The 25,348-nt window shown below is 25.9% G+C and carries 26 protein-coding genes; 17 read left to right on the top strand and 9 right to left on the bottom strand.

All coding sequences use genetic code 11. The features are described 5' to 3' along the window. Positions 1–175: 175 nt before the first annotated feature. The 11 genes from AWT72_RS00385 (at position 176) to AWT72_RS00335 (ending at position 11,604) form a co-directional block, all read left to right on the top strand. A complete protein-coding gene (locus AWT72_RS00385; RefSeq protein WP_067139130.1) occupies positions 176–739 on the top strand; it encodes a hypothetical protein in 564 nt (187 codons plus the stop codon). Between the two features lie 248 nt (positions 740–987). Beyond that, the gene (locus AWT72_RS00380) at positions 988–1,386 is read left to right on the top strand and encodes a hypothetical protein (RefSeq protein ID WP_067139127.1); all 399 of its coding nucleotides are present in this window, start codon (positions 988–990) and stop codon (positions 1,384–1,386) included. Positions 1,387–1,431: 45 nt separating this feature from the next. After that, positions 1,432–1,923 carry a hypothetical protein gene (locus AWT72_RS00375; protein WP_067139124.1) on the top strand — a complete coding sequence of 164 codons (492 nt, stop codon included), beginning with the start codon at positions 1,432–1,434 and terminating at the stop codon, positions 1,921–1,923. A gap of 98 nt (positions 1,924–2,021) precedes the next feature. After that, positions 2,022–2,510 (top strand): hypothetical protein, encoded by a 489-nt coding sequence (locus tag AWT72_RS00370; RefSeq protein ID WP_067139121.1) that lies wholly within the window; start codon positions 2,022–2,024, stop codon positions 2,508–2,510. A 124-nt stretch (positions 2,511–2,634) separates the two neighbouring features. Beyond that, positions 2,635–4,395, top strand: coding sequence for a peptidylprolyl isomerase (locus tag AWT72_RS00365; protein WP_067139118.1), 1,761 nt, complete (start codon positions 2,635–2,637; stop codon positions 4,393–4,395). A gap of 48 nt (positions 4,396–4,443) precedes the next feature. Continuing rightward, the gene (locus AWT72_RS00360) at positions 4,444–5,781 is read left to right on the top strand and encodes a TrkH family potassium uptake protein (RefSeq protein ID WP_067139114.1); all 1,338 of its coding nucleotides are present in this window, start codon (positions 4,444–4,446) and stop codon (positions 5,779–5,781) included. Positions 5,782–5,790: 9 nt separating this feature from the next. Further along, positions 5,791–6,441 carry a potassium channel family protein gene (locus AWT72_RS00355; protein WP_067139111.1) on the top strand — a complete coding sequence of 217 codons (651 nt, stop codon included), beginning with the start codon at positions 5,791–5,793 and terminating at the stop codon, positions 6,439–6,441. Next, positions 6,441–8,333 carry a tRNA uridine-5-carboxymethylaminomethyl(34) synthesis enzyme MnmG gene (mnmG, locus tag AWT72_RS00350; protein ID WP_067139107.1) on the top strand — a complete coding sequence of 631 codons (1,893 nt, stop codon included), beginning with the start codon at positions 6,441–6,443 and terminating at the stop codon, positions 8,331–8,333. The genes AWT72_RS00355 and mnmG overlap by 1 nt, the downstream gene beginning before the upstream one ends. Continuing rightward, positions 8,323–8,964, top strand: a complete 642-nt coding sequence (gene rsmG / locus AWT72_RS00345; RefSeq protein WP_067139105.1) for a 16S rRNA (guanine(527)-N(7))-methyltransferase RsmG — start codon at positions 8,323–8,325, stop codon at positions 8,962–8,964. Before mnmG ends, rsmG begins: the two co-directional genes overlap by 11 nt. Before the next feature lie 99 nt (positions 8,965–9,063). Then, positions 9,064–10,257 (top strand): MalY/PatB family protein, encoded by a 1,194-nt coding sequence (locus AWT72_RS00340; RefSeq protein ID WP_067139102.1) that lies wholly within the window; start codon positions 9,064–9,066, stop codon positions 10,255–10,257. A gap of 21 nt (positions 10,258–10,278) precedes the next feature. Continuing rightward, positions 10,279–11,604, top strand: a complete 1,326-nt coding sequence (locus AWT72_RS00335; RefSeq protein WP_067139100.1) for a Na+/H+ antiporter NhaC family protein — start codon at positions 10,279–10,281, stop codon at positions 11,602–11,604. A gap of 30 nt (positions 11,605–11,634) precedes the next feature. Here AWT72_RS00335 and AWT72_RS00330 read toward each other — a convergent pair whose 3' ends face one another. Further along, a complete protein-coding gene (locus AWT72_RS00330; protein WP_067139097.1) occupies positions 11,635–12,420 on the bottom strand; it encodes an endo alpha-1,4 polygalactosaminidase in 786 nt (261 codons plus the stop codon). Positions 12,421–12,730: 310 nt separating this feature from the next. On the opposite strand from AWT72_RS00330, the gene AWT72_RS00325 reads away from it, so the two are divergent. Further along, a complete protein-coding gene (locus AWT72_RS00325; protein ID WP_067139094.1) occupies positions 12,731–13,498 on the top strand; it encodes a dimethylarginine dimethylaminohydrolase family protein in 768 nt (255 codons plus the stop codon). Positions 13,499–13,669: 171 nt separating this feature from the next. Next, positions 13,670–15,097, top strand: a complete 1,428-nt coding sequence (locus AWT72_RS00320) for a basic amino acid/polyamine antiporter (RefSeq protein WP_067139091.1) — start codon at positions 13,670–13,672, stop codon at positions 15,095–15,097. Between the two features lie 83 nt (positions 15,098–15,180). On the opposite strand, the gene AWT72_RS00315 is transcribed toward AWT72_RS00320, so the two are convergent. The 8 genes from AWT72_RS00315 to AWT72_RS00280 all read right to left on the bottom strand — a co-directional run bounded on the left by AWT72_RS00315 (position 15,181) and on the right by AWT72_RS00280 (position 22,572). After that, entirely contained in the window at positions 15,181–15,978 is a 798-nt protein-coding gene (locus AWT72_RS00315) for a MetQ/NlpA family ABC transporter substrate-binding protein (protein ID WP_067139088.1), read from the bottom strand. Continuing rightward, on the bottom strand, positions 15,978–16,628 hold the full coding sequence (locus AWT72_RS00310) for a methionine ABC transporter permease (protein ID WP_067139085.1): 651 nt from the start codon (positions 16,626–16,628) through the stop codon (positions 15,978–15,980). The genes AWT72_RS00315 and AWT72_RS00310 overlap by 1 nt, the downstream gene beginning before the upstream one ends. After that, the gene (locus AWT72_RS00305; RefSeq protein WP_067139083.1) at positions 16,625–17,290 is read right to left on the bottom strand and encodes an ATP-binding cassette domain-containing protein; all 666 of its coding nucleotides are present in this window, start codon (positions 17,288–17,290) and stop codon (positions 16,625–16,627) included. Before AWT72_RS00305 ends, AWT72_RS00310 begins: the two co-directional genes overlap by 4 nt. A 145-nt stretch (positions 17,291–17,435) precedes the next feature. Next, positions 17,436–17,774, bottom strand: a complete 339-nt coding sequence (locus AWT72_RS00300; RefSeq protein WP_067139080.1) for a hypothetical protein — start codon at positions 17,772–17,774, stop codon at positions 17,436–17,438. Between the two features lie 281 nt (positions 17,775–18,055). Then, positions 18,056–18,325: a hypothetical protein gene (locus AWT72_RS00295; protein WP_067139077.1), complete on the bottom strand. Its 270-nt coding sequence runs from the start codon at positions 18,323–18,325 to the stop codon at positions 18,056–18,058. Between the two features lie 27 nt (positions 18,326–18,352). Then, positions 18,353–19,795 (bottom strand): copper homeostasis protein CutC, encoded by a 1,443-nt coding sequence (locus AWT72_RS00290; protein WP_067139074.1) that lies wholly within the window; start codon positions 19,793–19,795, stop codon positions 18,353–18,355. An 88-nt stretch (positions 19,796–19,883) separates the two neighbouring features. Then, positions 19,884–20,996, bottom strand: a complete 1,113-nt coding sequence (locus tag AWT72_RS00285; RefSeq protein WP_067139071.1) for a cysteine desulfurase family protein — start codon at positions 20,994–20,996, stop codon at positions 19,884–19,886. Between the two features lies 1 nt (position 20,997). Next, positions 20,998–22,572: a glycoside hydrolase family 57 protein gene (locus AWT72_RS00280; protein ID WP_067139068.1), complete on the bottom strand. Its 1,575-nt coding sequence runs from the start codon at positions 22,570–22,572 to the stop codon at positions 20,998–21,000. A gap of 117 nt (positions 22,573–22,689) precedes the next feature. On the opposite strand from AWT72_RS00280, the gene AWT72_RS00275 reads away from it, so the two are divergent. From AWT72_RS00275 to AWT72_RS00260, 4 genes are all read left to right on the top strand, one after another. Next, positions 22,690–23,715 (top strand): bifunctional folylpolyglutamate synthase/dihydrofolate synthase, encoded by a 1,026-nt coding sequence (locus AWT72_RS00275; protein WP_067139065.1) that lies wholly within the window; start codon positions 22,690–22,692, stop codon positions 23,713–23,715. Between the two features lie 104 nt (positions 23,716–23,819). Next, positions 23,820–24,194 (top strand): hypothetical protein, encoded by a 375-nt coding sequence (locus tag AWT72_RS00270; RefSeq protein WP_067139062.1) that lies wholly within the window; start codon positions 23,820–23,822, stop codon positions 24,192–24,194. A gap of 112 nt (positions 24,195–24,306) precedes the next feature. Next, positions 24,307–24,576, top strand: a complete 270-nt coding sequence (locus AWT72_RS00265) for a helix-turn-helix domain-containing protein (protein WP_067139059.1) — start codon at positions 24,307–24,309, stop codon at positions 24,574–24,576. Positions 24,577–24,678: 102 nt separating this feature from the next. Beyond that, a complete protein-coding gene (locus tag AWT72_RS00260; protein WP_067139056.1) occupies positions 24,679–25,122 on the top strand; it encodes a hypothetical protein in 444 nt (147 codons plus the stop codon). The last annotated feature ends 226 nt before the right edge of the window (positions 25,123–25,348 follow it).

The raw sequence follows: 25,348 nt of genomic DNA, 5'->3' as shown, positions 1-25,348 counted from the left end.
TGTAGCCCTTGTAATTATTAGATAAATTGCAAGGGGTTGACATTTTAAAAAAAAGGGTTATAATATTAGCGACTAAAGAGATTTAAAAATGATTTACACAAAATGTTACAGAAGTTTTTAAATCTTTGTATATATTATTATTAATATAATTAGTTATTAAATTAGGAGGAAAAAAATGAAAAAGATATTATTAACAGTAGCTATGATAGCGTCAGCTTTATCAATGGCGAAAGGAACATTTACAATAGGAGGTGGAGCAGGAACATACGTAAACGTTGGTAAAAAGGTAGAGTTAAAACAAAGATTTACACCTACTATTAATTTAAATGGTAGTTATCTTGTACCAGTTTATGATATAAATGATAAATTATCTGTAATAGTTGGTGGAGGATTAGATGTTAAAGCTCAAATACCTAAAATTACAAAAGAGAAAGATAAAAAACGTGTACAACTTGGTTTTGATGTATTACCATATGGTACAGCACAATTAGGATATGAAGTTGCACCTGAAACTAAATTAAGATTTGGTGCAAAAGTAGGAGTTGGACCAAGAATAAGCTATGATAGTAATGAGGCTGCTAAGAAAGTTAAAATTACTCCAGTAGTTCCTATGGGATTAGTATTTGGAGTGAATTGGAAACATTTATCTGTTGATTTAGAAGCAGGTGGAATGATAACTGGATTTAAACCAGTTAATGGGGCAGTTACTACAGGACTTAGTGTAGGATATTCATTTTAATTAAAAAAATGAGAAAAGTTAATAATAATATAGAACAGGTTTAAGTCTAGTAGGCTTAAACCTTAAATTTTTAATGGAGAATATACGGGGGTAAAATATTTTTAATGCCTTTGAATTAAAGGTTTTAAAAATAAAAAATTGATATTTTTTTTTAAAAAGTGTATAATTATATAAATATGTGGGGGCAAAATTACTTACATAAAAATTATTTTTAAATAATTTGTGAAATCTAAATAAGGGGGAAAGTTATGAAAAAATTAACAATGGCAGTAATGTCATTATTATTAATGACAAGTTGTGCAACAGTTGTACATGGAACAAAACAAAAGGTTAAAGCGGTATCAAATTCGGGGGAAACTATTTATGTGTATGATAAATATGGAACTTTAATTGCAGAAGGAAATGGAACAGTAGAAGTTAGTTTAGCAAGAGCAGGAAAAGGAGCAGATATATTCCATGCACATCCAAATGAATTTACTTTCAAAACAACTTCAGAAACTAAAAAGTTAGTATCTGCTATTAATCCAGCTTACCGTTATGGAAATCCATTTACACTTGGAATAGGGTATTTGGTAGATAATGGAACAGGAGCAGGATATTCATTATTATATAATGGTTCTACAGCAGATTTATTAAACTTTAAATAAAATATTATATAGTATTTTATAAAAAGATTTTTAGGAGGAATAAAAATGAAAAAAGTATTATTAACATTAGCAGCATTGGTTTCTTTATCAGGATTCGCTGCTAATATTACAGGACCTAAACCCTTTGTTGATGGGAGAGTAGGGTTTGGATTCCCAACAGCCGTTACAGCATCTGGTAGTGGGGGAGCATTATGGAATGCTAAAATAAATAGACAATTAGATGTTGATTTTGGAGTAAAAGGAAAATTAGGAGTATACTATGGTAGTTATTTTGGATTTGGACCTTCATCATTTGGTGTAGATATAGTACCAATGTTTACTTGGAATTTAAATATTAAAACTAATAATCCAAAATATGTAGGATATGTTGGAACAGATTTAGGTGTAGGATTAAATCTAGCAATAAAACCTCAATTTGTGCCACATTTTACAGGAGCTGGAAATATTTTTGGTGGAGTTAAAATCGACAAAAAATATAAAATTGGTGGTTTCATTGGATCAGATGGAATAGGTGTAGATGCAGGTTATCTATTCTAAACCATTTATTCTTTGAAAAAATAATATAGGATGTGTGACAATGTTTTTGTTACGCATCTTTATTTATACTTAAAAATTATATTACATAAAGGAGAAATATGAAAAAATTATTATTTACATTAGCAACATTAGTTTCTTTATCAGGATTTGCTGCTAAAGCAACACCGTTTATTAGTGTAAGAGCAGGATATGCTTTGCCATTAGCTGGAGTAGTTTCAGTGGGTGGGGGAGCAACTTGGAATGTTCCTATTGATGAACGTGTAAGTGTTGATTTAGGAGTAAAAGGAAAAGTTAGACTATCTGGTGGAATATATAGATTACAATCAGCTGGAGCATTAGGCGTTGGAATAATACCAGCATTTACATGGAATTTAAATATTAAAACAGATAATAAAGGAGTAGTTGGATATGTTGGAACAGATTTAGGTGTTGGAGTTTCGCTTGGATTTGTGCCACATACAGAACCTTCATTATTACCAACATGGACAGTTAATTTATTTGGTGGAGTTAAATTAAATAGACACACTAAAATTGGAGGATTTTTTGGATCTGATGGAATAGGTGTAGATTACGCTTATCTATTCTAAAATATTTATTCTTTGAAAAGATAATGAAAATAATAGTGTGGTGATAATATTGCTACACTTTTTATTTGCATTTTAGCCAGTAAAATGATATAATTTCCTGTAATATGATATTGTAGGAGGAAACATGGCATTAAGAAAATTAAATAAATATATGAAAATAGTTACTATTACTATAATAATTGCATTTGCTTTTTCAGCATTATTTGCAGGTTATAGTTCTATCTCAACATATTTTAGAAATAAAAAAGAAGTGTTATTAAAATTTGAAGGACATAAGATATATAAGGAAGATTATGAACAAGAATTGTCAAATTTAAAAAATCAAATAGTTACTGTTGGAAAAATAACAGATATTCCTGATGAATTCTTAGCTGAAATAGCATTATCGTCTATAATAACAAGAGAAAGTTCAAAAGTATTATCTGAAAATTTAAAAGTTAATGTAAGTAATTCAGATGTTGATGCTAAAGTTAAAGAAATAGAAGATATACATGGTGGAAGAAGTAATGTTGCTGTTTTACTTGCACAAAATGGTTCTAATTTAACTCTTTTAAAAGAAGAAATTAGAAATAGTTTATTGATGGAAAAAACAATAGATAAAGTAAAACAAACACTAAAACCAACTGATAAAGATTTAGAAGCAATATATAATAGATATAGATATATACAATTTCCAACAAGTTCTATGGATGAAGTTACAGAACAACTTGAAAATATATATTATGGTCAAACATTAGAATTAATATTAAATTCTAGTTTTGAAAAGATTTTATTAGATTCAAAAATATCTACTAGTGATGAAAATATAAAAGCATTATTTGAAAAAATAAAGAGAAAAGAAATAGAATATAAAGAACTATACGTATTAAGAAAAGATATGTATAAATATTATTTTGCAAGAATATCAAGAGATGGAAAATATACTCCTGATTTAGAAAAAAATGTTAATGAAGAACAAATAAAAGAATTAATGAGAATATATGATAAATCTAGTTTAGCAAAATCTAATGGAGTAAAATCTGTAGATAATTTAACACCGTTAGATACAGCAAGATATGAAATATTAGAATATTTTAACATGTTAATAGATACAAATAATCCAACTGAAGCAGAAATGAGAGCATGGTACAATATACATAAATCTAGTTATGATATACCTAATACAATTTCTGGAGAAATTTTAGGAATAGTATTTAAACCATCTGAGGCAGATTTAGAAATGGCTCACGCTAAGGCCAATGATTTGTTAAAAACATTGAATGCAGAAAATTTTGATAAATTAGCAAAAGAAAATTCAGAAGATCCTGGTTCAGCAATTAATGGTGGAGATTTAGGTTGGGCAGATATTAGCCAATATGTACCTGAATTTGAACAAATTTTAGAATATGATAAAGATTCTATTGTAGGACCAATAAAAACTAATTTTGGGTATCATTTAGTATATATAGTAGATAAAGATGAGAAAACAAAGACAAGAGTACATTTAAAACATATATTAATAGCTCCAAAAATATCAGAAGAAACTAAGAAAAAAGATATAGTAGAGTTACAAGAAATATCTCAAAAATTAAAAGATAAAAAATTAAGTTGGGTAGATATAAATGAGGATAAGACAGGAAAATATACTAAATTTGATATAAAAGAGGAATTTAGTGGAGTTACTAAGTCTGCAGCATTACCAGTAATAGGGTATCAAAGAGAATTTTTAGAAAATTTATTTAATGAAGAAATAGGAACAGTTATTGAAAAAGATTTAGAGAATTCTTATGTAATCGTTAAAAAAACAGAGGAAATACCTTATAAATCAGCAACATATGAAGAATTTAAGGACAGAGTAAAATCAGAAATTAATTTTGAATATGCAGAAAAACAAATAAGAGAATAAATATAAGGGCAGTCATATGATTGTCCTTAATTTGAAAATGGAGAAAAAATGAAAAGAATTTTAAAATTACCGCCATATCAACTAATTTTATTATCTTTTATAACAATAATTTTAGTGGGAGCAGTATTATTAATGCTTCCTATATCAACTATTGATGGAAATCCTAGGGGATTTTTGGAATCATTATTTACAGCAACATCTGCTGCATGTGTAACAGGATTAGTTGTAAACAATATAAATACAACATATAATTTATTTGGTAAAAGCATTATATTAATCTTAATACAATTAGGTGGTTTAGGGGTATTAACATTTTCATCTATGCTGATATTATTAGTATCTAAAAAGATGGGTTATTATACTAAAAAAGTATTAAGTGAGGATTTAAATTATAATATAGTAACAGAAATACCAACTTATTTAAAGAAAGTTTCTTTGGTGGTGTTTGGTATAGAATTTATTGGAGCAGTATTATTATTCTTTCAATATATTAGAGAATATTCAATAGAAAAAGCAATATATTATTCTATTTTTCATTCTGTATCAGCATTTTGTAATGCAGGATTTTCTTTGTATCGTACAAGTTTAGAAGTATTTGTATCTAATACATGGGTAAATATAGTAATTTGTATTTTAATAATATTAGGTGGAATAGGATTTGCTGCTATATTAGATATATATAATGTAAAAACTGGAATAAGAAGAAGAATATCTGCAAGTACTAAAATGGCAATAACATTTTCAGCTTTTTTAATTGTAACAGGTATGATTTTGATATTTTTAGTTGAGTTTAATAATAGTAATAGTTTAGGAGAATTAGGTTTCTTTTCTAAAATATTAGCTTCTTTTTTCCAAAGTGTAACTACTAGAACAGCAGGGTTTAATACTATACCACTAGATTCACTTAAAATGCCAACAATAATAGTTTTTCTATTTTTAATGTTTATAGGGGCATCGCCTGGATCAACAGGTGGGGGTATAAAAACTACTACTTTTGGAATTATAGCAATAGGGGTTTTAAGTTCAATAACAGGAAAAGAACATATAGAATATAGAAAAAGAAGAATATCATGGAATATATTTAATAAGGCTTGTGCAATAGTCTTAATATCAGTATTATATATACTTTTAACTATATTTTTAATAACATTATTTGATTCTGATAAAAGTTTCTTATCATTAATGTTTGAATTAGTTTCAGCATTTGGGACTGTTGGTCTTAGTATGGGAATAACAGCAGATTTGTCTGTTTATACAAAAATAATAATAATAATAACAATGTTTATAGGTCGTATAGGACCACTTACTATAATGTTTGCATTGTCTAAAAAGAAAATTAAAACAGGAAAATATAGATATCCTGAGGAAACTATATTAATAGGATAGGAGTTAAAAATGAAAAATTATTTAGTAATAGGACTAGGGAAATTTGGGAGAACTATCGCTAAAACTCTATATGAAAATGGAAATTTTGTTTTAGCAGTAGATTCTGAATTAGAATCAGTTCAACAAGTATTAGATGAAGGAATAGTTGAAGATGCAATAGCAATAAATGCTACTGATGAAAATGCTTTAAAAAATATAGCAAAAGATAGTTTTGATGCTGCTTTCGTTTGTATAGGAACTAATGTTCAAAATAGTATTTTAGTAACAGTAATGTTAAAAGAAATGAATATACCTAGAATAATTTGTAAGGCAACGACTAAAATACAAGGTAAAGTTTTAGAAAAAATAGGAGCAACAGAAGTAGTTTACCCAGAGGAATTAATGGGAGAAAAAATAGCATATTCAGTTATGCATCCATCAGTTATGGAATACTTTAAATTTTCAGATGAATATTCTATTTTTGAAGTAAAATTAGTAGATAAATTTTTAGGAAAAACTTTACTAGAATTAGATTTAAGAAATAAATATATGGCAAATGTTATAGCAGTAAAAAATAAAGAAGGTGTTTTAAATGTAACACCATCACCTGACTATAGATTCACACAAGATGATACATTAGTAATTTTAGGTAATGCTAAATTAATGGGAGATATAATATAATGAAAAAATATGATGTAATAGTTGTAGGAGCAGGACATGCAGGTATAGAAGCAGCATTAGCATGTTCAAGATTAGGACATAAAACTGCAATTTTTACAATAGTATTAGATAATATAGGTGCAATGTCTTGTAATCCTTCTATTGGTGGACCTGCTAAGAGTCATTTAGTTAAAGAAATTGACGCTCTTGGTGGAGAAATGGGTAGAAATATGGACAAGAGTTTTGTTCAAATGAGAATACTTAATACTAGAAAAGGACCAGCGGTAAGATCTTTAAGAGCACAAGCAGATAGAAAAATATATGCTAATAATATGAAAAAAGCCTTAGAAAATCAAGAGAACTTAGATATAATACAAGATATGGTAATTGAGATTTTACATGAAAATGGAAAAGTTACAGGAATAAAAACTCAAAATGGTTTAGAAATATTAACTAAAAAATTAATATTATCAACTGGGACATTTTTAAATGGGCTACTGTATATTGGAGATAGTATAATAGAAGGTGGCCGTATGGGTGAGTTAAGTGCTAAGGGTTTAACTGATTCATTAATTGAAATAGGTTTTAAAATAAGAAGATTTAAAACAGGAACTTCTCCTAGAATAGATGGGAGAACTATAAATTTTAGTATATTAGATGAACAACCAGGAGAAATTGGAGTACCTTTAAAGTTTTCTAATAGAACAACCGATGAGGAAGCATTATCAAGAGAGCAATTATCTTGTTATTTAACAAGAACTAATAAAAATATGCATGACATAGTTTTAAAGAATCTTGATAAAGCACCTATGTACAATGGAACTATAAGTTCAACAGGGCCTAGATATTGTCCATCTATTGAAGATAAAATAGTTAAGTTTGATGATAAAGATTCTCATCATTTATTTTTAGAACCAGAAGGTTTTGATACTAATGAAGTATATATAAGTGGTTTATCAACTAGTTTTCCTGCAAGTTATCAAAAGGCTATGGTAAATAGTATTAAAGGTATGGAAAATGCTCAAATAATGAGATACGGTTATGCAGTTGAGTATGATATAGTGGATTCAGGAGAGTTAGATTATACTTTAGAAACTAAAAAAATAGAAGGATTATATTTAGCAGGTCAAATAAATGGTACTAGTGGTTATGAAGAAGCCGCCGCACAAGGCTTAATTGCGGGTATTAACGCTAGTCTTAGCCTTGAAGGGAAGCAACCCTTGATACTGCATAAAAATAGCTCATATATAGCCACTATGATAGATGATATAATATCAAAAGAATTACAAGAACCATATAGAATGTTTACAGCAAGGTCAGAATATAGATTAGTTTTAAGAGAGGATAATGCAGATTTAAGATTATCTAAATACGGCTATGAAATAGGATTATTATCTGAAAATGACTATAATTTGGTTTTAGATAAAGAAAAATATGTAAGTGAAACTATTAAAAATCTTGAAAAAACAAATGTAGGAGTAGCCAATAAAGTATTTTGTGATTTACTTGAAAAATATGGTGAAACTGTTAAAAGTGGTGTAACATTAAAAGAATTTTTAAGAAGACCTAAGGTAACATATAGTGATATTAAAGAAGTTGCAAAAGAAATAGGTGTAGATTATAGGTTAGATTTTAGACCTGATATAGAATACCAAATTGAAGTAAGTGTTAAGTATGAAGGTTATATAAATAAAGCCAATCAAATGTTAGAAAAAAACAAAAAAATGGAAGAATGGAGAATACCAAAAGATTTTAATTACAAAGATATGAAAGGTATTACGAGAGAAGCCAAACAAAGACTTATGGAAGTTAAACCTTATACTGTTGGACAAGCTTCAAGAATAATGGGAGTAACAGTTTCTGATATATCAGTTTTAATAATGTATATGGATGGTAGATTAAATGTTGAATAAGAAATTAGAAAAATATTTAGAATTACTTATAGAAAAAAATAAGGTAATAAATTTAACTGCTATAAGAGATAAAGAAGAGATTATAATAAAACATTTTGAAGATTCTATTTTACTTAATGATTTATTAAAAGAAACTGATAAAAATATTATAGATATAGGAACAGGTGCAGGTTTCCCAGGTATGGTACTAGCAATTCTTAATCCTGATAAAAATTTCTTATTAGTAGATTCAGTTACTAAAAAAGTAAATTTTTTAAATGAAGTAATAAATGAATTAAACTTAAAAAATGTAAAAACTTCTAACTTAAGAGCAGAGCAACTTATAATAAACAATAGAGAAAAATTTGATATTGGTTTATGTAGGGGAGTAGCAAATTTAAGGATAATATTAGAATACGAAATACCTTTTTTAAAGGTTAATGGTAGATTTTTAGTTCAAAAATTAAATACAAATGAGATAGCAGAATCTGAAAATGCTCTTAATATACTTAATTCAAAAATTGAAAAAGTACATAAATTTAATTTACCTATTATAAATGATGAAAGAATAGTTATAGAAATTAAAAAATATAAGAAAACAGATTTAAAATATCCAAGGAAAATAGGAATACCTAAGAAAAATCCTTTATAATTTAAAGAAAAAATAAAATAGAACGGGAAATAAACTGTTCTTTTTTAATAGAAAAATTGTGGTATAATATATTAGTTTAAATTAATAACAGGAGGGAGTATGAAGTATAAATTTGATGAAAAAATTGAAAGAATAGGAAATCATTCAGCAAAATGGGAAGAAATGAGTAAAAATTTTGGAACAAGTGATTTAATTCCTATGTGGATTGCTGATATGGAGTTTAAGACGGCTCCTGAAATTATAAAAGCTTTGAGTAGTAAAGTAGAATATGGTATATTTGGTTATGTTCATAGACCAGATTCCTATTATGAATCTGTAATTAAATGGTCTGAGAAAAGATTTAAGTATAAATTAAATAAAAAAACTTTAATTAATAGTCCAGGGGTTGTTCCTACTTTATCTTTATTAATTAGATTATTTACTAAAGTTGGAGAAAATATTTTAATTCAAACACCTGTTTATTATCCTTTTTTTGCAACAATTAATTCTAATAATAGAAAAGTTATTCAAAATAAATTAAAAAGAGATGAGAATGGGTATTATACAATAGATTTTGCTGATTTTGAAAAACAAATTGTTGAAAATAATATTCATTGGTTTATATTATGTAGTCCGCATAATCCTGTTGGTAGAGTTTGGACAAGAGATGAATTACAAAAAATGGCAGATATCTGTTTTAAATATAAAGTAAGAGTTATTGCAGATGAAATTTGGAGAGATTTAGTATTGCCAGGAAATCAACATACACCTTTTGCTTCTTTAGGTAAAGAAATAGAAAATTTGACAATTACTTGTTTTTCTGCGAGTAAAACTTTTAATTTAGCAGGATTACAAGCATCATTTGTAAGTTTTCCTAGAAAAGATGAATGGAATAAATTTGATGAGGAATTAGGTATTTTAGATATTAAAAGAAATAGTCCATTTAGTATAGTAGCATTTGAAACAGCCTATAGTAAATGTGAAGATTGGTTGGAGGAATTGCTTATATATCTTGATAAAAATATGGATTTTGCAATTTCATATATAAAAGAAAAAATACCTGAAATTAAAGTGAAAAAACCAGAAGGAACTTATTTATTGTGGCTAGATTTTAGTGAATTAAAATATTCAAAGAAAGAATTAGAAAAATTTATAAAAGAAAAAGCCAAAATAGCTTTAGATCCAGGATATTGGTTTGGTGATAATGTGGATTATTATGAAAGAATGAATGTGGCTTGTCCAAAATCTATGTTAGAAGAGGCATTAAAAAGATTAGAAAAAGCCATTGTTGAATTAAGAACATTAAAAAAATAAAATATAAGGAGAAAAAAATTTATGGAAAATAAAAATCAAGAACAAAAATATGGAGCAATAGCTTTTTTACCATTATTTGTATTTTTAGCATTATATATTGGTAGTGGTGTGATTTTTACATATTTAGGTGAAGAAGGTGCTTTTAATAAATTTCCAAGACATGTAGCATTATTAGTAGGAATTGTAGTAGCTTTATTAATGAATAAAGGAATGAAATTAGATAAAAAAATAGATATTTTTGCGCAAAATGCAGGTAATTCTGGGGTTATTTTAATAGGAATAATATATTTATTAGCAGGTGGCTTTCAAGGAGCTGCTAAAGCTATGGGTGGGGTAGAATCTGTTGTAAATTTAGGACTTACTTATATACCTAGTATACTTTTAGTTCCTGGAATTTTTATAATGTCTTGTCTTATTTCTACAGCTATAGGGACTTCTATGGGAACTATTGCTGCTATGGCACCAATTGCTTTAGGAGTTGCAGAAGCAGCAGGTTTAAATATTCCTTTAACGGCTGCTGCAGTTATAGGTGGTTCATATTTTGGGGATAATTTATCAATGATTTCAGATACAACAATTTCTGCTGCACAAGGTGTAGGTTCTCAAATGAAAGATAAATTTAAAATGAATTTTTTCATTGCTTTACCAGCAGCCATTATTGCTTGTATTTTATATGGAATTTTAGGTGGGGTTGCTCCAATTGAAGGTGAACATACTTATCATTTAGTTAGAGTTATTCCTTATATTGTAGTTTTAATTGCAGCTCTTGCAGGATTTAATGTTTCAGGAGTATTATTAATAGGAATTGCAATGACAGGAGTTATAGGCTTGCTTGAGGGAACTATTGGTTTCTTTGATTGGGTAGGGGCTGTTGGAAATGGTATGTCTGGTGTGTTTAGTATTACTATTGTTGCTATTTTAATCTCAGGATTAATTGGTTTAATAAAATATTATGGTGGAGTTGATTGGTTGGTAAGTAGCATTACTAAAAAAATGCAAAAGAGAAAAGATGCTGAATATGGAATTGGATTTTTATCTGGAATTTTATCAGCAGCTTTAGTAAATAATACAATAGCCATTATTATTTCTGCACCAATTGCGAAAGAGATTGGACAAAAATATAATATTGCACCTAAGAGATTAGCTAGCCTTATTGATATATTTGCTTGTGCATTTTTAGCATTAACGCCATATGATGGAGGAATGTTAATAATTACAGGTTTAGTTGATGTATCTCCTTTATCTGTTTTAAAATATTCATTCTACATATTTGCATTAATTATTACAACAGTTATTACAATTCAATTTGGTTTATTAAGAACTAAAGAAGAAAAAATGAATTTATAAAGATAAAAAACATGTTCTCATGAGCATGTTTTATTTTAATTCTAAGTTTTTAGACATATAAAATTTGCATTTATTTTTCTTACAATAAGACTTTATTTTTTCTTTAATAATATTATTTTCTCCATATTCTAATAGGTATATAGATATTCCATAATTTTTGACTAAATTTAGGTAATCTTTATAGTATTTTGTTTCATTTTTATCTTGTATTAAATATTTTTTATTTTTAAAATCAATTTTTGTAAATACATTTTCTTGATTAATACTATCAACTAACCCTTTAATATCATTTTTTTGAATTGCTTCTTTTATAAATGTATCTCCACCATTAACCATAATTTTAATATTGTATTTTCTAAGTCCTTTTAATATTTCTAATATGCTAAAATAAACCTTATCATTTTTAAAAATATGATAATTATCAATATTATCTATAAAAAAACCATCAATACCCTTTTTATATAAACTTTTAGCATATTTATTGATTATAAAATTTTTCCATCTTTTATTAGTAATGTCTACCCAGTATTCATCGTTCCAATTAACATATTTTTTTAAAATTATATCTTTATAATCTGTATAATAATCTCTAAATTCTTCAATAGAACCAATATTAAGATACGAATATACAAATTTTGTTTTCTTGTGTATTTTATCTATATCTTTTTTTGAAAAATAATTAGCATCTATAACAATAGTTTCATATTTTGAGAATTTATCAATTTTTCCGTTATCTAAACCTATAAAAACCCCATAATCATTACTAAATGATATTAAAGTTATAATAAAAGTTATTGAGAAAATAATTTTTTTCATTTTTATCACCTAATAATATTATATCATATAAAAAAAATAAAAAACTAATATTTATAAGTTATATAGATAATTTTTTAACAATATAATAATTTTCGTTAATATAGTGGTATTGACTTTTATGTAAAAGTAGGGGTATTATATATAATAAGGGATAAAAAATTAAATTCATTTATACTTCTTTGCTTTTATTAAACATAATTACTTTAACAAAGTTTTATGTTAGTAAAAAACATAATTTAGTTTATTAAAATAATTTTATTTACAAAAAATTTATTTAATAAAAAAAAATATAAGGGAAGAAGGGATTTTTATGTTTAAAAATGTTATTGTTCGTGTGCCATCACAAAGTATTTCTGAAGGACTTACAAGCGCAAACGAAGGGAAACCAATTTATAGCAAAGCATTGATGCAACATGAAAATTATGTTAGTGCATTAACTAAGACAGGAGTTAATGTAACTGTATTAGAACCAAAAGATGAATTTCCTGATGCTTGCTTTGTAGAAGATGTTGCATTATGTACTTCAAAATGTGCTATTGTTACACGTCCTGGGGCAGAAAGCAGAAGACAAGAAGCTGCATTACCAGATATGTTAGAAGCATTAAAAAAATTTTATGAACACATTGAATATATTAAAGAACCAGGAACTGTTGAAGCTGGAGATATTATGATGGTAGGAGATCATTTCTATATAGGTTTATCTGCTAGAACTAATCAAGAAGGTGCTAAACAAATGATACAAATTTTAGAAAAATACGGATTATCTGGTCAAATGGTTGAAATGAAAGAAATGTTACATTTAAAAACAGGATTAGCTTATTTAGAAAATAATAATTTATTAGTGGCTGGAGAATTTAAAACAAGAGAAGAATTTGAAAAATTTAATAAAATTGAGATTGATATAGATGAAGCTTATGGAGCTAATTGTATTTGGGTTAATGACTATATTATAGTTCCAGAAGGTTATCCAAAGGTTCAAGAAAAAATAGAAAAATTAGGGTATAAAGTGTTAGTAGTAGACACATCTGAATTTAGAAAAATTGATGGAGGATTGAGTTGTTTATCATTACGTTTCTAATTTAAGGCAAAGTGTTACAAAAAAGTCAATTTTTTGTAATACTTTTTTTGTTAATAAAGTATGAAAAACTTTTGAATTATATCTTTATTAAACTTTTAATAATTTTTGTAAAGATTATTAATGAAAGGAGAAATATGATATAGTTATAAGCAATATCATATTAAATAAAAAATGATAAATAATGAAAAAAAGGTTGGATTGTTTGGATTGATAGCTTTGACTGTTAGTTCTGTAATTGGTGGCGGAATTTTTAATCTAATGAGCGATATGGCAAAATCAGCATCAGTAGGACCATCTATAATTGCTTTAATAATTTCTGGATTAGGTATGGGAATTTTTGTATTTTGTTTACAAAATTTAAATGAAAAACTCCCACATTTAGATGCTGGTATTTATAGTTATGCAGAAGAAGGAATGGGAAGTTTTGCGGGATTTAATAGTGCTTTGGGGTACTGGTTATCTATATTTCTAGGAAATGTTGCATTAGGTTCATTAGCATTTAGTGCTTTAGGATATTTTTTCCCAATTTTTGAAGACGGTTCTAATATTTATTCTGTTATAGGAGCATCTATTTTAATTTGGGTAATGCATTTCACAATTTTAAAGGGGGCAAGTTTTGCTTCTAAAATTAATGGAATTATTACTATTGCTAAATTACTTCCATTAGGAATTTTTATTACAGCACTTATTGTGGCATTTGATATAAATTTATTTACATTAGATTTTTGGGGAACTATAAATCAAAATTTTAATTGGAGTGAAGTAAAACCTCAAGTTAGCAAAGCAATGGTTTCTGTTGTTTGGGTTTTTGTTGGTGTAGAAGGAGCTATTGTTTATTCTGGGCGTGCAAATAGCAAAAAAATTGTTGGTAAAGCCAATATTTTAAGTTTTATGATTATTACTTCTATATACTTGCTTGTAATAGTTTTAAGTTTTGCAGTTTTATCTCGTCCTGATTTAGCAACACTTGATAAACCAGCAATGGCACAAGTGTTAGAGTCTGTAGTAGGTAAGTGGGGTTCTATTTTAATTAATGCTAGTGTAGTTATATCAGCTATTGGAGCATGGTTTGCATGTACAATGTTTAGTGGAGAAATTTTATATCAAGCCGCTAAAAATAATGTATTTCCAAATTTATTTTTAAAAGAGAATATATATAAAGCACCGTCAACAGCTTTATTAGTAAGTAATGGATTAGTTCAATTTTTCTTTTTATCTTTACTAATTAATAAAAGTGCATATAATTTTATGGCATTATTAGCTTCTAGTACAATGCTAGTTCCGTATTTCTTTGTATCATTTAGTCAAATGAAATTATCTTGGAATTGGGCTGGAAATAAAATTTCTAAAAATGTTATATTAGGGCTTATTTCATCAATTTATATGGCTTATTGTGTATTTTCATCGGGGTATGAATATATTTTAGTTACAACATTATTATTTGCACCAGGTATGGTCTTATATATATGGGCAAGAAAACAAAATAATAAAAGAGTATTTAGTAAATTAGAAATGATAGGAGCCTTTTTAATAATAATAGGAGCATTATTAAGTTTGTTTTGGATTATGAATGGAACTATTGATATAGCTAATATGTAATAAAAAAAGATATTAATTTTGAGATAAAAAAACATGTACCTTGATTGGGTACACGTTCTAAATTTCTTATTTTAATATCTTTTTTATTTGAATACAGGATAACCTTGTTCTTTATAATTTTTTTCTAAGAAATCTTTAACTTTTTTACTAGTCATTGCTTCTTTTAAATCTTTAATTTTTTGAGTATCTTTAAGTTCTTTTCTAGTAACTAAAGTTACAGCATGTAATTCATTTTCTTTTTTATCATCAATAACTAAAACACCATCTTTTAATGGTTTAATACCTAATTTAACCATATGTGCAGGCCAGTTGAATACTAAATCATATTCTTGATATGCTTGACTTAATGTAGGTATAGCAACTTTAATTATTTTAAATTTTTTAGGGTTTGAAACTATATCTTTTTCAGTATAGAAATCACCTTGTTTTTTACCTAATTTAAATAATCCATTTTCTGCTAATACTTGTAATCCCCAAGAATGATTTACTGGATCATTTGATAATGCTATTGTAGCGCCATTTGGTAAATCTTTAATATCTTTATATTTCTTTGAATAAAAAGCAACATATACATTATATATTTCAGCAACAGGAACGAAGTCTGATTTTAATGATTTACTAAATACCATCATGTATGGTTTATGTTGTATGAAGTTAGCATCTATTTCTTTTGTTGCTAGTGCAATATTTGGTGTCTTATAATCAGAAAATTCTTTTAAATCTACCTTATAACCTTTTTTTTCTAAATCAGCCTTAGCTATTTTTACTATATCAAGCATAGGGAAGTATTTAACTGTTCCTATTGATATTGTTTTATCAGAAGCAAACGCCATAAATGACATAATACTTACTAAAAATAATGTTGTTAATTTTTTAAACATTACACATCTCTCCTTTTTTTATCTAATATTCTTGCAATTTTATTACCTAAAAATTGTATACTATAAACTATTATAACTATTACTACAACTGCCTTATAAATAACTGCATAATCTAATAACATATATCCATTTTGCATAGCATAATCACCTATTCCACCTGCTGCTACTATACCCATAACAGTAGTATATGATATTATGCTAATTATACATGACGTAAGACCTAAAACTAGCGATTGTCTAGCTTCTACTATTAAAAAGTATCTTACTATTTGGTATGAGTTTAATTTCATTGACAATGCTAAGTCTATTATTCCTTGTGGAATATCATTAAATGATTGTTCTACAAATCTTGAATAAAGTGCCACTGCCACAAAACATATGGGAAAACTTGCTGCGTATACTCCAAAAGCAGTTCCTATAACTAATCTTGTAATAGGTATTAAACAAACTACAAAAATTAAAAATGGAAAACTTCTAATAACATTTACCAATATATTGCAGGTATTATATAATACCTTATTTGGTTTTATTCCTTTTGGATTTGTTAGAAATAATATTGCCCCTATAGGAATACCAAATATTATTGCTATTATTGTTGGTATTAAAGTCATTATAGCAGTTTCTTTTAAAGCAATTAAAAATTCTATCATTTTAATACCTCTTTTGCATATTCTATATATGAAAGATTTTTTTCATTTATATTCTTTTTATCAATATCAATAATTTCTAAAATTTTGCCGTTATCTATTAAAGCGACTCTATCGCATATAGTTTTGGCTATTTTTAGTTCATGAGTAACTAATACTATTGTAGTTCCGTAATTTTTATTTATTTTTAATAATAAATTTACCATTTCTTTTGAAGTGTTTTTATCAAGTGAAGCAGTAGGTTCATCACAAAGTAATATATCTGGATTATTAACTATTGCTCTTGCTATTGCTATTCTTTGTTTTTGACCACCTGATAGTGAGCTAGGGTATGCATCTTTTTTGTTTTCTAAACCTACAAAACTTAATGCTTCTAATACTTTACTATCAGAATAAATTTTTTTAAGTTTTAAAGGTAGCGCTACATTATCAAAGGCAGTTAAATTATTAAGTAAATTAGATTCTTGAAATATGGTTGAAAAATTACCATTTAATTTAACTTCTCCACTATCTTGTTTTGTTATACCTTGTATAATTTTTAAAATAGTTGTTTTTCCAACCCCCGATTCTCCTATAATTCCAAAAATTTCACCTTTTTTTATTTCAAAATTTATATTTATTAAAAAATTGTTGAATGCTTTTTGTATATTATGAAATTTTATCATTTTTATCACCTAAGCATATTATACACTTAGAAAAGGTATAACACAAGATAAATGAATTTAAGTGCACATAAAATGAAATATTTTTCAAATTTGTTTTATAAGGTTTCAAATAATGAACCCCCTAAAAAAATTTTTAAATTTTTGTTTAAAATTTATAGCCTGCACTTAATCCTAAGCCAAATGCGAAGTGATTACTATATCTATCTCCTATATAGAATTGTAGATTATGTTCGTAATCCCCCCTTTGTCTGTATAAATATTTTCCCCCTATTTCTAAATTTAAGGTTAAATTTTTATAATCAGCACCAAATATTACATAAACAGGAATTGCTAATTCATTAGTAATAGAACTATCAATATAGCTAAGATTTGATTCGAAAGTATAATAATTACGAATTCTAAATTTCTTATAATCAATATAATCAATGTGTATCATACCAACTTTAATTGTATCTTTAAGTAAAACACTATTAAAATGTGTCATTTCATAACCTAATCCTAATTTTATACCAGTTCTTAAAGAAGTATCTTTATTTACTTTGTATTTTATCTGAGGTGAAATATATGGAAGAATTAAAAGTTTTGTTGCTCTTTGTTTTATTTTATCTTTAATATTATCATCTAATAAATTAGCATCATTTTTTTCAACTTCTAAAAGTTCTTTTTTTAAAGGGATTAATTCTTTTTTGGCTTTGTTAATAAGTTTAATGTCTGCATTTTCTAATTTTAATTTATTTATTTCGTTTTCTTTTAAAAAGACATTTGTTAGTTTTTGTGAGTATAAAGTAATGTTTTATCATTTGCTTGTCCAATTCCTAATTTAATGTCTAAACCACCTGTAATAATAAGTGATAATTTATCGTTTATTTTATAAATAGGAGCATTATATTCAAATTCAACTCCTATTAAACCTACATTCGCTCTTCTTTCTTTTAATGATGTATTATTATATTCAAGATTGATTTTTGTATTAAAATTAGATGTAAATGTTAGCAAAGAATTAAAAGCACATACAAATAATATTATTTTTTTCATCACTTTTCTCCTTTTACAGTATTTATTTTATTCATATTTTTCAGAATGATTAAATTCTAGTTCAAGTTCTTTTAATTTTTTAAGTTTCATATATTTGTGAATACTTTTATTTTTGATAATTTCTATAAATTCCATTCTAACTCTTTTTATCTTTTTGTTAATTGTTGTATTTTTTCTAAATAACTTAGCGTGATTTGTCAGAACATTATCTAAATAATCATTGTTATGTTCAACTTTTCTAATTTTTAAAACAAAAACATTTTTAGGTAAAGTTCTATTTTTAAAAATTTCATTAAAATATTCTACACTTCTATTACCGTATTGAATTGCTGCCAATGAGTTTATATCGAAGTCTAATTCTAGTTTATCGCCTTCTATAAGCTCTATAAGGACATATTCTGCTCTTTTAGATGCTTCATCTATATATTTAGCTATTTCATCTATTCTTGGAGCACCTAGCTCTAATAAATCAACTTTTTGTGGGTAAATTCTTTCAAATATATTTTTAGGGTTTATTATACCATTAGCAAATGCCTTTAAAACATTATATGCTCCTACACTATGTCCTGAAATATATTTAATATCATCAGATGAAAATTTATGATTTATTATATGTTGTATAGCATCATCGCCATATATTTGTATATTAAGTAAGTTTTGTATATCTTTAATTATTGGTAGATTTTGATTGTATTTAAAATTTAGTAAAATGGGATTATCAATAAATTCAGTTAAACTATTTCCGTCTTTATTATTTCCTATACCTGCTCCATGGATGAACAAGGTATTAGATTTTTTGAAAAAATTACTTTTTCTAAGTTTTTCTAGATTTTTTTTGCAAACTTCACTTCTAGTTCCAAAACTAGAATTAATTTTTTTAGAAAAAGAACCGTGTATGTCATAACCTTTAAAATTATTTATATTTTTAGTATTTATACCACAACCTACTAAAATTTCAAAGTCAGCAATGATTTTTTTAATATTCTTTAGCCCTAATAAGGCATTTTTTTCGTGTCCACTTGTTAAAACTCTATCTATTCTAATATCATTTAGTAACTTAATTGATTTAAAGTAATCTTTAGTTACATCTATGGCTCTATGAAAAACAAATTCTTTATTATTTTTTCTACATAAGTCTAATATTTTTTGAGTTTTCTCTAAATCAATGCTATCATCTTTATTTAAAGCACCAAATGCTATACCATCAGCATATTTTAATATTTCTATAGCATCTTCATACATTACATTAAATTCATCATCAGTATAATAAAAATCTCCCGCTCTAAGTCTTAACATAGATATTATAGAAATATTATTATTACAAAGTTTACGAGCATTTTTAAGTAAACTTAAAGTAGGAGTTAAACCACCATCATTTAATGAAGAGTTTAATTCTATTCTACCTATTATATCTTTATATTCATTGCATATTTTAATATCTTCAATATTATCAATACAGATTTCTAGCATTTTATTCTCCCCTATTTAATTTTATTAAATTATACCATATTATATTAAAAAAGAAAAAATAGGCTCACTTAAAAAGTAAACCTATTAATTATATCATTTCTACTATTTCTTTAATATGTTTTATCATAATATCAACTTCATTTTTTGTGTTTTCAATGCTAAAACTTATTCTTATGACACCATTTATATATTCTTTATCTAAATTTATTTCTTTAATAACATTGCTTACACCTTTTTTAGATGAACAAGCAGAGCCAGTTGAAATATATATGTTATTAGCAGATAAATAGTTAAGAATTACTTCTCCTTTAATATTTTTAAATGCAACATTTAAAATACTAGGACTAGAATTTTCTGGACTATTTATTCTTACATTTTTAATTTTTAATAATTCTTGCATACAATATTCTTTTAATTCTTGCATTTTTTGTAATTTAAAATAATCTATTAGATTAATTGCCTTTAAAAATCCAAGAACTAATTCATTAGGCATAGTTCTAGGAACTAAATGATTTTCTGTATTAGAGCCGTATATACTTTTCTTGAATTTAATATCAGGATTAATATACATTGCTCCAATTCCTTTTGGACCATATATTTTGTGCGAACTAAAACTAATAGCATCTACTTTTAATTTAGAAAAATTGACATTTATATGCCCTAAACCTTGTACAAAATCTGTATGAAATATTGTATTTTTATTTATTTCTTTAACCATATTTGATAATTTTTCTATATTTTGAATAGTTCCTAATTCACTATTAACAAATGAAATGCTTACTAAAATAGTATCTTCTCTAATCAAGTTTTTAAGTTCTGTTTCATTTACAAAACCGTAATTATCAACATTAACATAAGATATATCATAATTATTTTCTAAATTTTTAATAGTTTCTAATACAGAAGGATGCTCTATTTTTGTTGAAATAATATGTCCTTTTTTATGTGAACTTACTATCGAATTTATAATTATATTGTTTGCATCGCCACCACCTGCAGTAAAATATATGTTTTCTTTTTTTAAACCTAAAAGATTTTCAAATATTTTTTTTTCATCACGAATTTTTTTGGCTATCTCTAATCCCATATCATGAGTTGAATCTGCATTAGCATAATAATTTTTCATAGTTTCTAACATAGTATTAATTACTTCATCATTAACCTTAGTTGTAGCTGCATTGTCAAAGTATATTTTTGTCATTTTACCCTCTATATATTCTATAATCTATATCTTTAAATATATTATCTCTATATTCAATTTCTTCTAACCATTCAATATCTATATCGTTATTTTTTATATTTTCATATAGTTTGAATAATCTATTAACATGGTCTGATATTTTCTTTTGTGCATAACCAACCATAGTACCAGTGTACATTATGAAAGGCCAACAAGATGTTTGTGCTATCATAAGTTCTCTTGCCATTTGATTAAACATTCTATACTCTATATCATTTTTTGGATCTCTTTTTGCTATTTCTATCATTTTTTCTGCTGCTTTATGTAAATGTCTGTAAATATAGTCATTACTTCCATCTACCCAAACATCATAATACCCATTTGCTCCCCAACTAGACATACTTATATCTACTATTTGATTTAAAGGGTATTTTTCTAAATATTTACTAGGAGTTATAGACTTAAAATTAGATTTAGCCATAGCTCTAAACATATGTTCTAAGAATATTGGTCCTTCATACCACCAGTGTCCATAAAGTTCCGCATCATAAGGAGAAACTATTATTGGTTTTCTATATTTCATCATACGAGAAAGGTGTGCTATTTGTAAACTTCTATTATGTACAAAATTATATGCATGTTCTTTTGCTTTTTGTATGGCCTTTTCAGGATTATATATCATCTTATAATCTCCTTTTTTGTTAGTTATAGCATGATATTTAATTCCTGTATTTCTTCTTACACCATCATTATGTAAAAAAGGTTTTACATAATCATAATCTAGTTCATAACCAGCATCTTTATGAAATTCTCTATAAACTACATCACCAGGGTAACCAATTTCACTACTCCAAACTTGTTCAGAAGATTCTAAGTCTCTTGCAAATGCAGCAACTCCGTTTTCAGTATAACATGGTGCAAAGACTCCATATTCAGGTCTAGGATTAGCATGTAGTATACCATGTGCATCTATTAAAAAGTATTTTATACCATTATCTGCTAAATATTTGTCTTGATTTGGGTAATATGCACATTCAGCAAGCCATATTCCTTTTGGTTCTACACCGAAGTTTTTGATATAATCCTTTTTTGCTTGTAGTACTTGTGCATTTGCTGCTTCGGGTAAATCTTTCATAACAGGTAGCATACCATGGGTTGCAGTAACTGGAATAATTTCTAAGTGTCCTAAATCTTGATATTTTTTAAATTCTTTTATTAAATTTTTATCATGATTTAAGAAAAATTCTCTTGCAGAATTATAGAAATTATAGTTATGTTTTGCGACTTCGTGTATATCGTGTTGTTCTTTTGTTCTATCTAATTCACTAATGCAAAATGTTATCATTTTATCTAGGTGTTTTAAATATCTTTCCATAAGTAGTTCATCATTTAACATATTTGCTAAAGTTCCTGACATAGACATAGTAAGATTAAAATCAATATTATCGTTTTTTAAATTTGAAAACATTCTTAAAAGAGGTATATAGGTTTCTGTTATGGCCTCATATAACCAGTCTTCTTCTAAAAATTCTTCATATTCTGGATGTCTTACATATGGTAAATGTGTATGCAATACTAAACTAAAATATCCTTTCATGTGTATCTCCTTTCATTATTGTTCTATAATAGATTTTACCACTCAAATGATATTTTTACAATTTTTTTAACACTATTTTAATAAAATAATGTTATAATAGTTCTGAAAGGGGTGAAAATGTTAGAAGAATTATTTTCAAGAAAAAAAGGAAATCAAAGTAATATTAGAAGTTTTTTGCCTAAAGAGTTACCTTTTTTAATACATGTTACAGGAACTAATGGTAAAGGAACGACTTGCTCTTATTTAGAAGCAGTTTTAATGGAGAAATATAAGGTTGGTAAATTTACTTCACCGCATTTATTAGAAGTTGGAGAAAGAATAACTATAAATCAAGAAAAAATTAGTAAAGATAAACTTATAGAAGAATATATAAAAATTAGAGAAAATGATTTTAGTTTCTTTGAATTTTTATTTATTATAGCAATGAATTATTTTGTTGATAATAAGGTAGATATAGCGATAATAGAAGTAGGTATAGGTGGTAGAAAAGATACTACAAATATTTTTAACTATGATATAGCTCTTATAACCAATGTTTCTTATGACCATACTCAAATATTAGGTGAAAGTTTAGAAGAAATTGCTTATCAAAAAGCAGGTATATGTAAAAATAATACTAAGACTTTTTATACAGATAAATTTTTAAAAGAATATATTGAAAAAGAAACTAATGATAGCGAGTATTTAGGGGAAAATGATAACTATTTATTAGCTAAAAGAGTATTTAAAGAATTAAATATTAGTGATGCTATGATAGAAAAAGGTCTTAAAAACTTTAAAATACGTGGTAGACAAGAATATTTAAAGCCAAATATTTTGGTAGACGTTTCACATAATATAGCATCTATTAAATTATTATTAGATAAAATAAAAGACATTGATAAAAAAAATATTCATATATTTTTATCTGTATTAAAAGATAAAGATTTAAAGGGAATATATGAATTATTTAAAGATTATGAAGTTAGTTTAGTTCCAATGTCTGATATATATAGGGGTAGAACAAAAGAAAATGTGCAAAAAGAATTACCTAATGCAAAGATAGAAAATTTAACCTATTATGATAATAAGCTTAATATATATTGTGGTTCTTTTTATTTTGTAGCAAAAGTTATGCGAGAAATACAAAATGAAAAAATTTAAAGAATTAAAGTGTAATAAATTAATTGAAAATATAGTGTATTGTAAAAAAAGGGGAATAATATTATAATATTTTGCTAGTAGAAAAAAATTAAGGAGAAAAAAACATGAAAAAAGCATTATTTACAATACTATTTTTGGTAAGTTTTATTACAGTGGCAAATACAAACACTATCCATCACAAGGTTTTATCAAGAATAAATAATAAAATGGATTTAGTTGTTGTAAAAAGACCTGTAACTACTAGAACAACATATGAATCAACATGGGATAACTCAGATTTTGTACATGAAGTTGTTAAAGAAGGTATTAAAGGTGGAGTAGGGGGAGTATTAGTTGGAGCATCAGGTGGTACAGTTACTTTGCCAATAATTGATACAGTAAGTGGTACAATAGGTGGAGCAACTTTAGGATCTGTTGGCGGTGCTATTGAAGGAGGATTAAGTTATATTTACGATGAAATAACAGGACACCATAGATAATATATGAAAACTGGAACTAAAATTCCAGTTTTTTGTTTAAAATTTTTAATTTATTTTTTAAGTTGATTTTAAGTTTGATATGTAACACTTTTTACAAAAGAAAGGTTAAAATATGGATTTAAAAACAAGATTTGAAATAGAGTTTGCATTAAAAGAAAATAAATCAATAAGAGAAATAGCTAATATACTTAAAATTAATCCTTCAACAGTATCTAGAGAAATAAAAAAATACAAACAATTAATAAAAAATAAAAGAGCAGTAAATTTGAATAAAAAAGAAGCTGATAAAGTATTAATTAAAAAACATCCATGTAATATATTAAAAACAGGTGTAAAAGTATGTAATGGTTGTACTAGATATTTAAAGAATAATTGTCTATAAGATTATATAATTTATGAATCAATATATGCACAATCATGTTATGATAAATTAAAAACATCATCTAATACTGTTTTAAAAAATATAAAATATAGATTTGATTTGATGGATGAAATAGGTAAAAGATTAAAATTAGGGCAAACTATGCATCATGTATTATCTTCTCTAAGAGAAGAAGGATATGCTATAGTTAGTGAAACAACGGTTTATTCTTGGATAAATAAAGGCTATATAAGATATAATAAGAAAAAAATAAAAAGAAAGAAAAAAGAGATAGATAAAAAAGAAACTATACAATATTTATCAAGAAAAGAAATACTTAAAAATAAAGAATATGAAGATTTTTTAAAATATATGAAAGAAAATCCTAAAGCTAATATAGTGGAAATGGATTTAGTATGTGGAAGAAAAGGAACAAATGGATATATTATGACTTTATTCATACCAAGTATACAATTTTTGTTAGGATATAAAATACAATATAAGACACCGCAAGAACTAATATATTTTACTGTGAAGCAGGAAAACCAAATCAAAAAGCAAGAATAGAAAATATACATAGAATATTAAGAAAAGTATATCCTAAAAGTATGAATTTAGAAGATATTAAACAAGAAGATTTGTATGAAGTCATTAGTAATATAAATGTTTAATAAAGAAAAAATATAAAAATAAAACCCCTAATGAAATGTTTGTTGAAAAATACAGCAAATCATTATTAACAAAATTATCATTAAGGGAATATTTAGCAGATGAAGGGGCTGTTGCAAATTAA

The organism is Oceanivirga salmonicida, assembly GCF_001517915.1.
GTDB classification, from domain to species: Bacteria; Fusobacteriota; Fusobacteriia; order Fusobacteriales; family Leptotrichiaceae; genus Oceanivirga; species Oceanivirga salmonicida.
The sequence above is the reverse complement of the archived record's forward strand: the minus strand, read 5'-3'. Positions and strand labels throughout refer to the sequence as shown.

Excerpts from the sequence above, each read along its gene's own strand:
- AWT72_RS00340 (WP_067139102.1), top strand. The coding sequence starts at position 9,064 with ATGAAGTATAAATTTGATGAAAAAATTGAAAGAATAGGAAATCATTCA.
- AWT72_RS00375 (WP_067139124.1), top strand. The coding sequence starts at position 1,432 with ATGAAAAAAGTATTATTAACATTAGCAGCATTGGTTTCTTTATCAGGA.
- AWT72_RS00370 (WP_067139121.1), top strand. The coding sequence starts at position 2,022 with ATGAAAAAATTATTATTTACATTAGCAACATTAGTTTCTTTATCAGGA.
- AWT72_RS00270 (WP_067139062.1), top strand. The coding sequence starts at position 23,820 with ATGAAAAAAGCATTATTTACAATACTATTTTTGGTAAGTTTTATTACA.
- AWT72_RS00275 (WP_067139065.1), top strand. The coding sequence starts at position 22,690 with ATGTTAGAAGAATTATTTTCAAGAAAAAAAGGAAATCAAAGTAATATT.
- AWT72_RS00365 (WP_067139118.1), top strand. The coding sequence starts at position 2,635 with ATGGCATTAAGAAAATTAAATAAATATATGAAAATAGTTACTATTACT.
- AWT72_RS00360 (WP_067139114.1), top strand. The coding sequence starts at position 4,444 with ATGAAAAGAATTTTAAAATTACCGCCATATCAACTAATTTTATTATCT.
- mnmG (WP_067139107.1), top strand. The coding sequence starts at position 6,441 with ATGAAAAAATATGATGTAATAGTTGTAGGAGCAGGACATGCAGGTATA.
- AWT72_RS00315 (WP_067139088.1), bottom strand. The coding sequence starts at position 15,978 with ATGTTTAAAAAATTAACAACATTATTTTTAGTAAGTATTATGTCATTT.
- AWT72_RS00330 (WP_067139097.1), bottom strand. The coding sequence starts at position 12,420 with ATGAAAAAAATTATTTTCTCAATAACTTTTATTATAACTTTAATATCA.
- AWT72_RS00305 (WP_067139083.1), bottom strand. The coding sequence starts at position 17,290 with ATGATAAAATTTCATAATATACAAAAAGCATTCAACAATTTTTTAATA.
- AWT72_RS00300 (WP_067139080.1), bottom strand. The coding sequence starts at position 17,774 with ATGACACATTTTAATAGTGTTTTACTTAAAGATACAATTAAAGTTGGT.
- AWT72_RS00325 (WP_067139094.1), top strand. The coding sequence starts at position 12,731 with ATGTTTAAAAATGTTATTGTTCGTGTGCCATCACAAAGTATTTCTGAA.
- AWT72_RS00295 (WP_067139077.1), bottom strand. The coding sequence starts at position 18,325 with ATGAAAAAAATAATATTATTTGTATGTGCTTTTAATTCTTTGCTAACA.
- AWT72_RS00290 (WP_067139074.1), bottom strand. The coding sequence starts at position 19,795 with ATGCTAGAAATCTGTATTGATAATATTGAAGATATTAAAATATGCAAT.
- AWT72_RS00310 (WP_067139085.1), bottom strand. The coding sequence starts at position 16,628 with ATGATAGAATTTTTAATTGCTTTAAAAGAAACTGCTATAATGACTTTA.
- AWT72_RS00380 (WP_067139127.1), top strand. The coding sequence starts at position 988 with ATGAAAAAATTAACAATGGCAGTAATGTCATTATTATTAATGACAAGT.
- AWT72_RS00280 (WP_067139068.1), bottom strand. The coding sequence starts at position 22,572 with ATGAAAGGATATTTTAGTTTAGTATTGCATACACATTTACCATATGTA.
- AWT72_RS00355 (WP_067139111.1), top strand. The coding sequence starts at position 5,791 with ATGAAAAATTATTTAGTAATAGGACTAGGGAAATTTGGGAGAACTATC.
- AWT72_RS00335 (WP_067139100.1), top strand. The coding sequence starts at position 10,279 with ATGGAAAATAAAAATCAAGAACAAAAATATGGAGCAATAGCTTTTTTA.
- rsmG (WP_067139105.1), top strand. The coding sequence starts at position 8,323 with ATGTTGAATAAGAAATTAGAAAAATATTTAGAATTACTTATAGAAAAA.
- AWT72_RS00320 (WP_067139091.1), top strand. The coding sequence starts at position 13,670 with ATGATAAATAATGAAAAAAAGGTTGGATTGTTTGGATTGATAGCTTTG.
- AWT72_RS00385 (WP_067139130.1), top strand. The coding sequence starts at position 176 with ATGAAAAAGATATTATTAACAGTAGCTATGATAGCGTCAGCTTTATCA.
- AWT72_RS00265 (WP_067139059.1), top strand. The coding sequence starts at position 24,307 with ATGGATTTAAAAACAAGATTTGAAATAGAGTTTGCATTAAAAGAAAAT.
- AWT72_RS00260 (WP_067139056.1), top strand. The coding sequence starts at position 24,679 with ATGGATGAAATAGGTAAAAGATTAAAATTAGGGCAAACTATGCATCAT.
- AWT72_RS00285 (WP_067139071.1), bottom strand. The coding sequence starts at position 20,996 with ATGACAAAAATATACTTTGACAATGCAGCTACAACTAAGGTTAATGAT.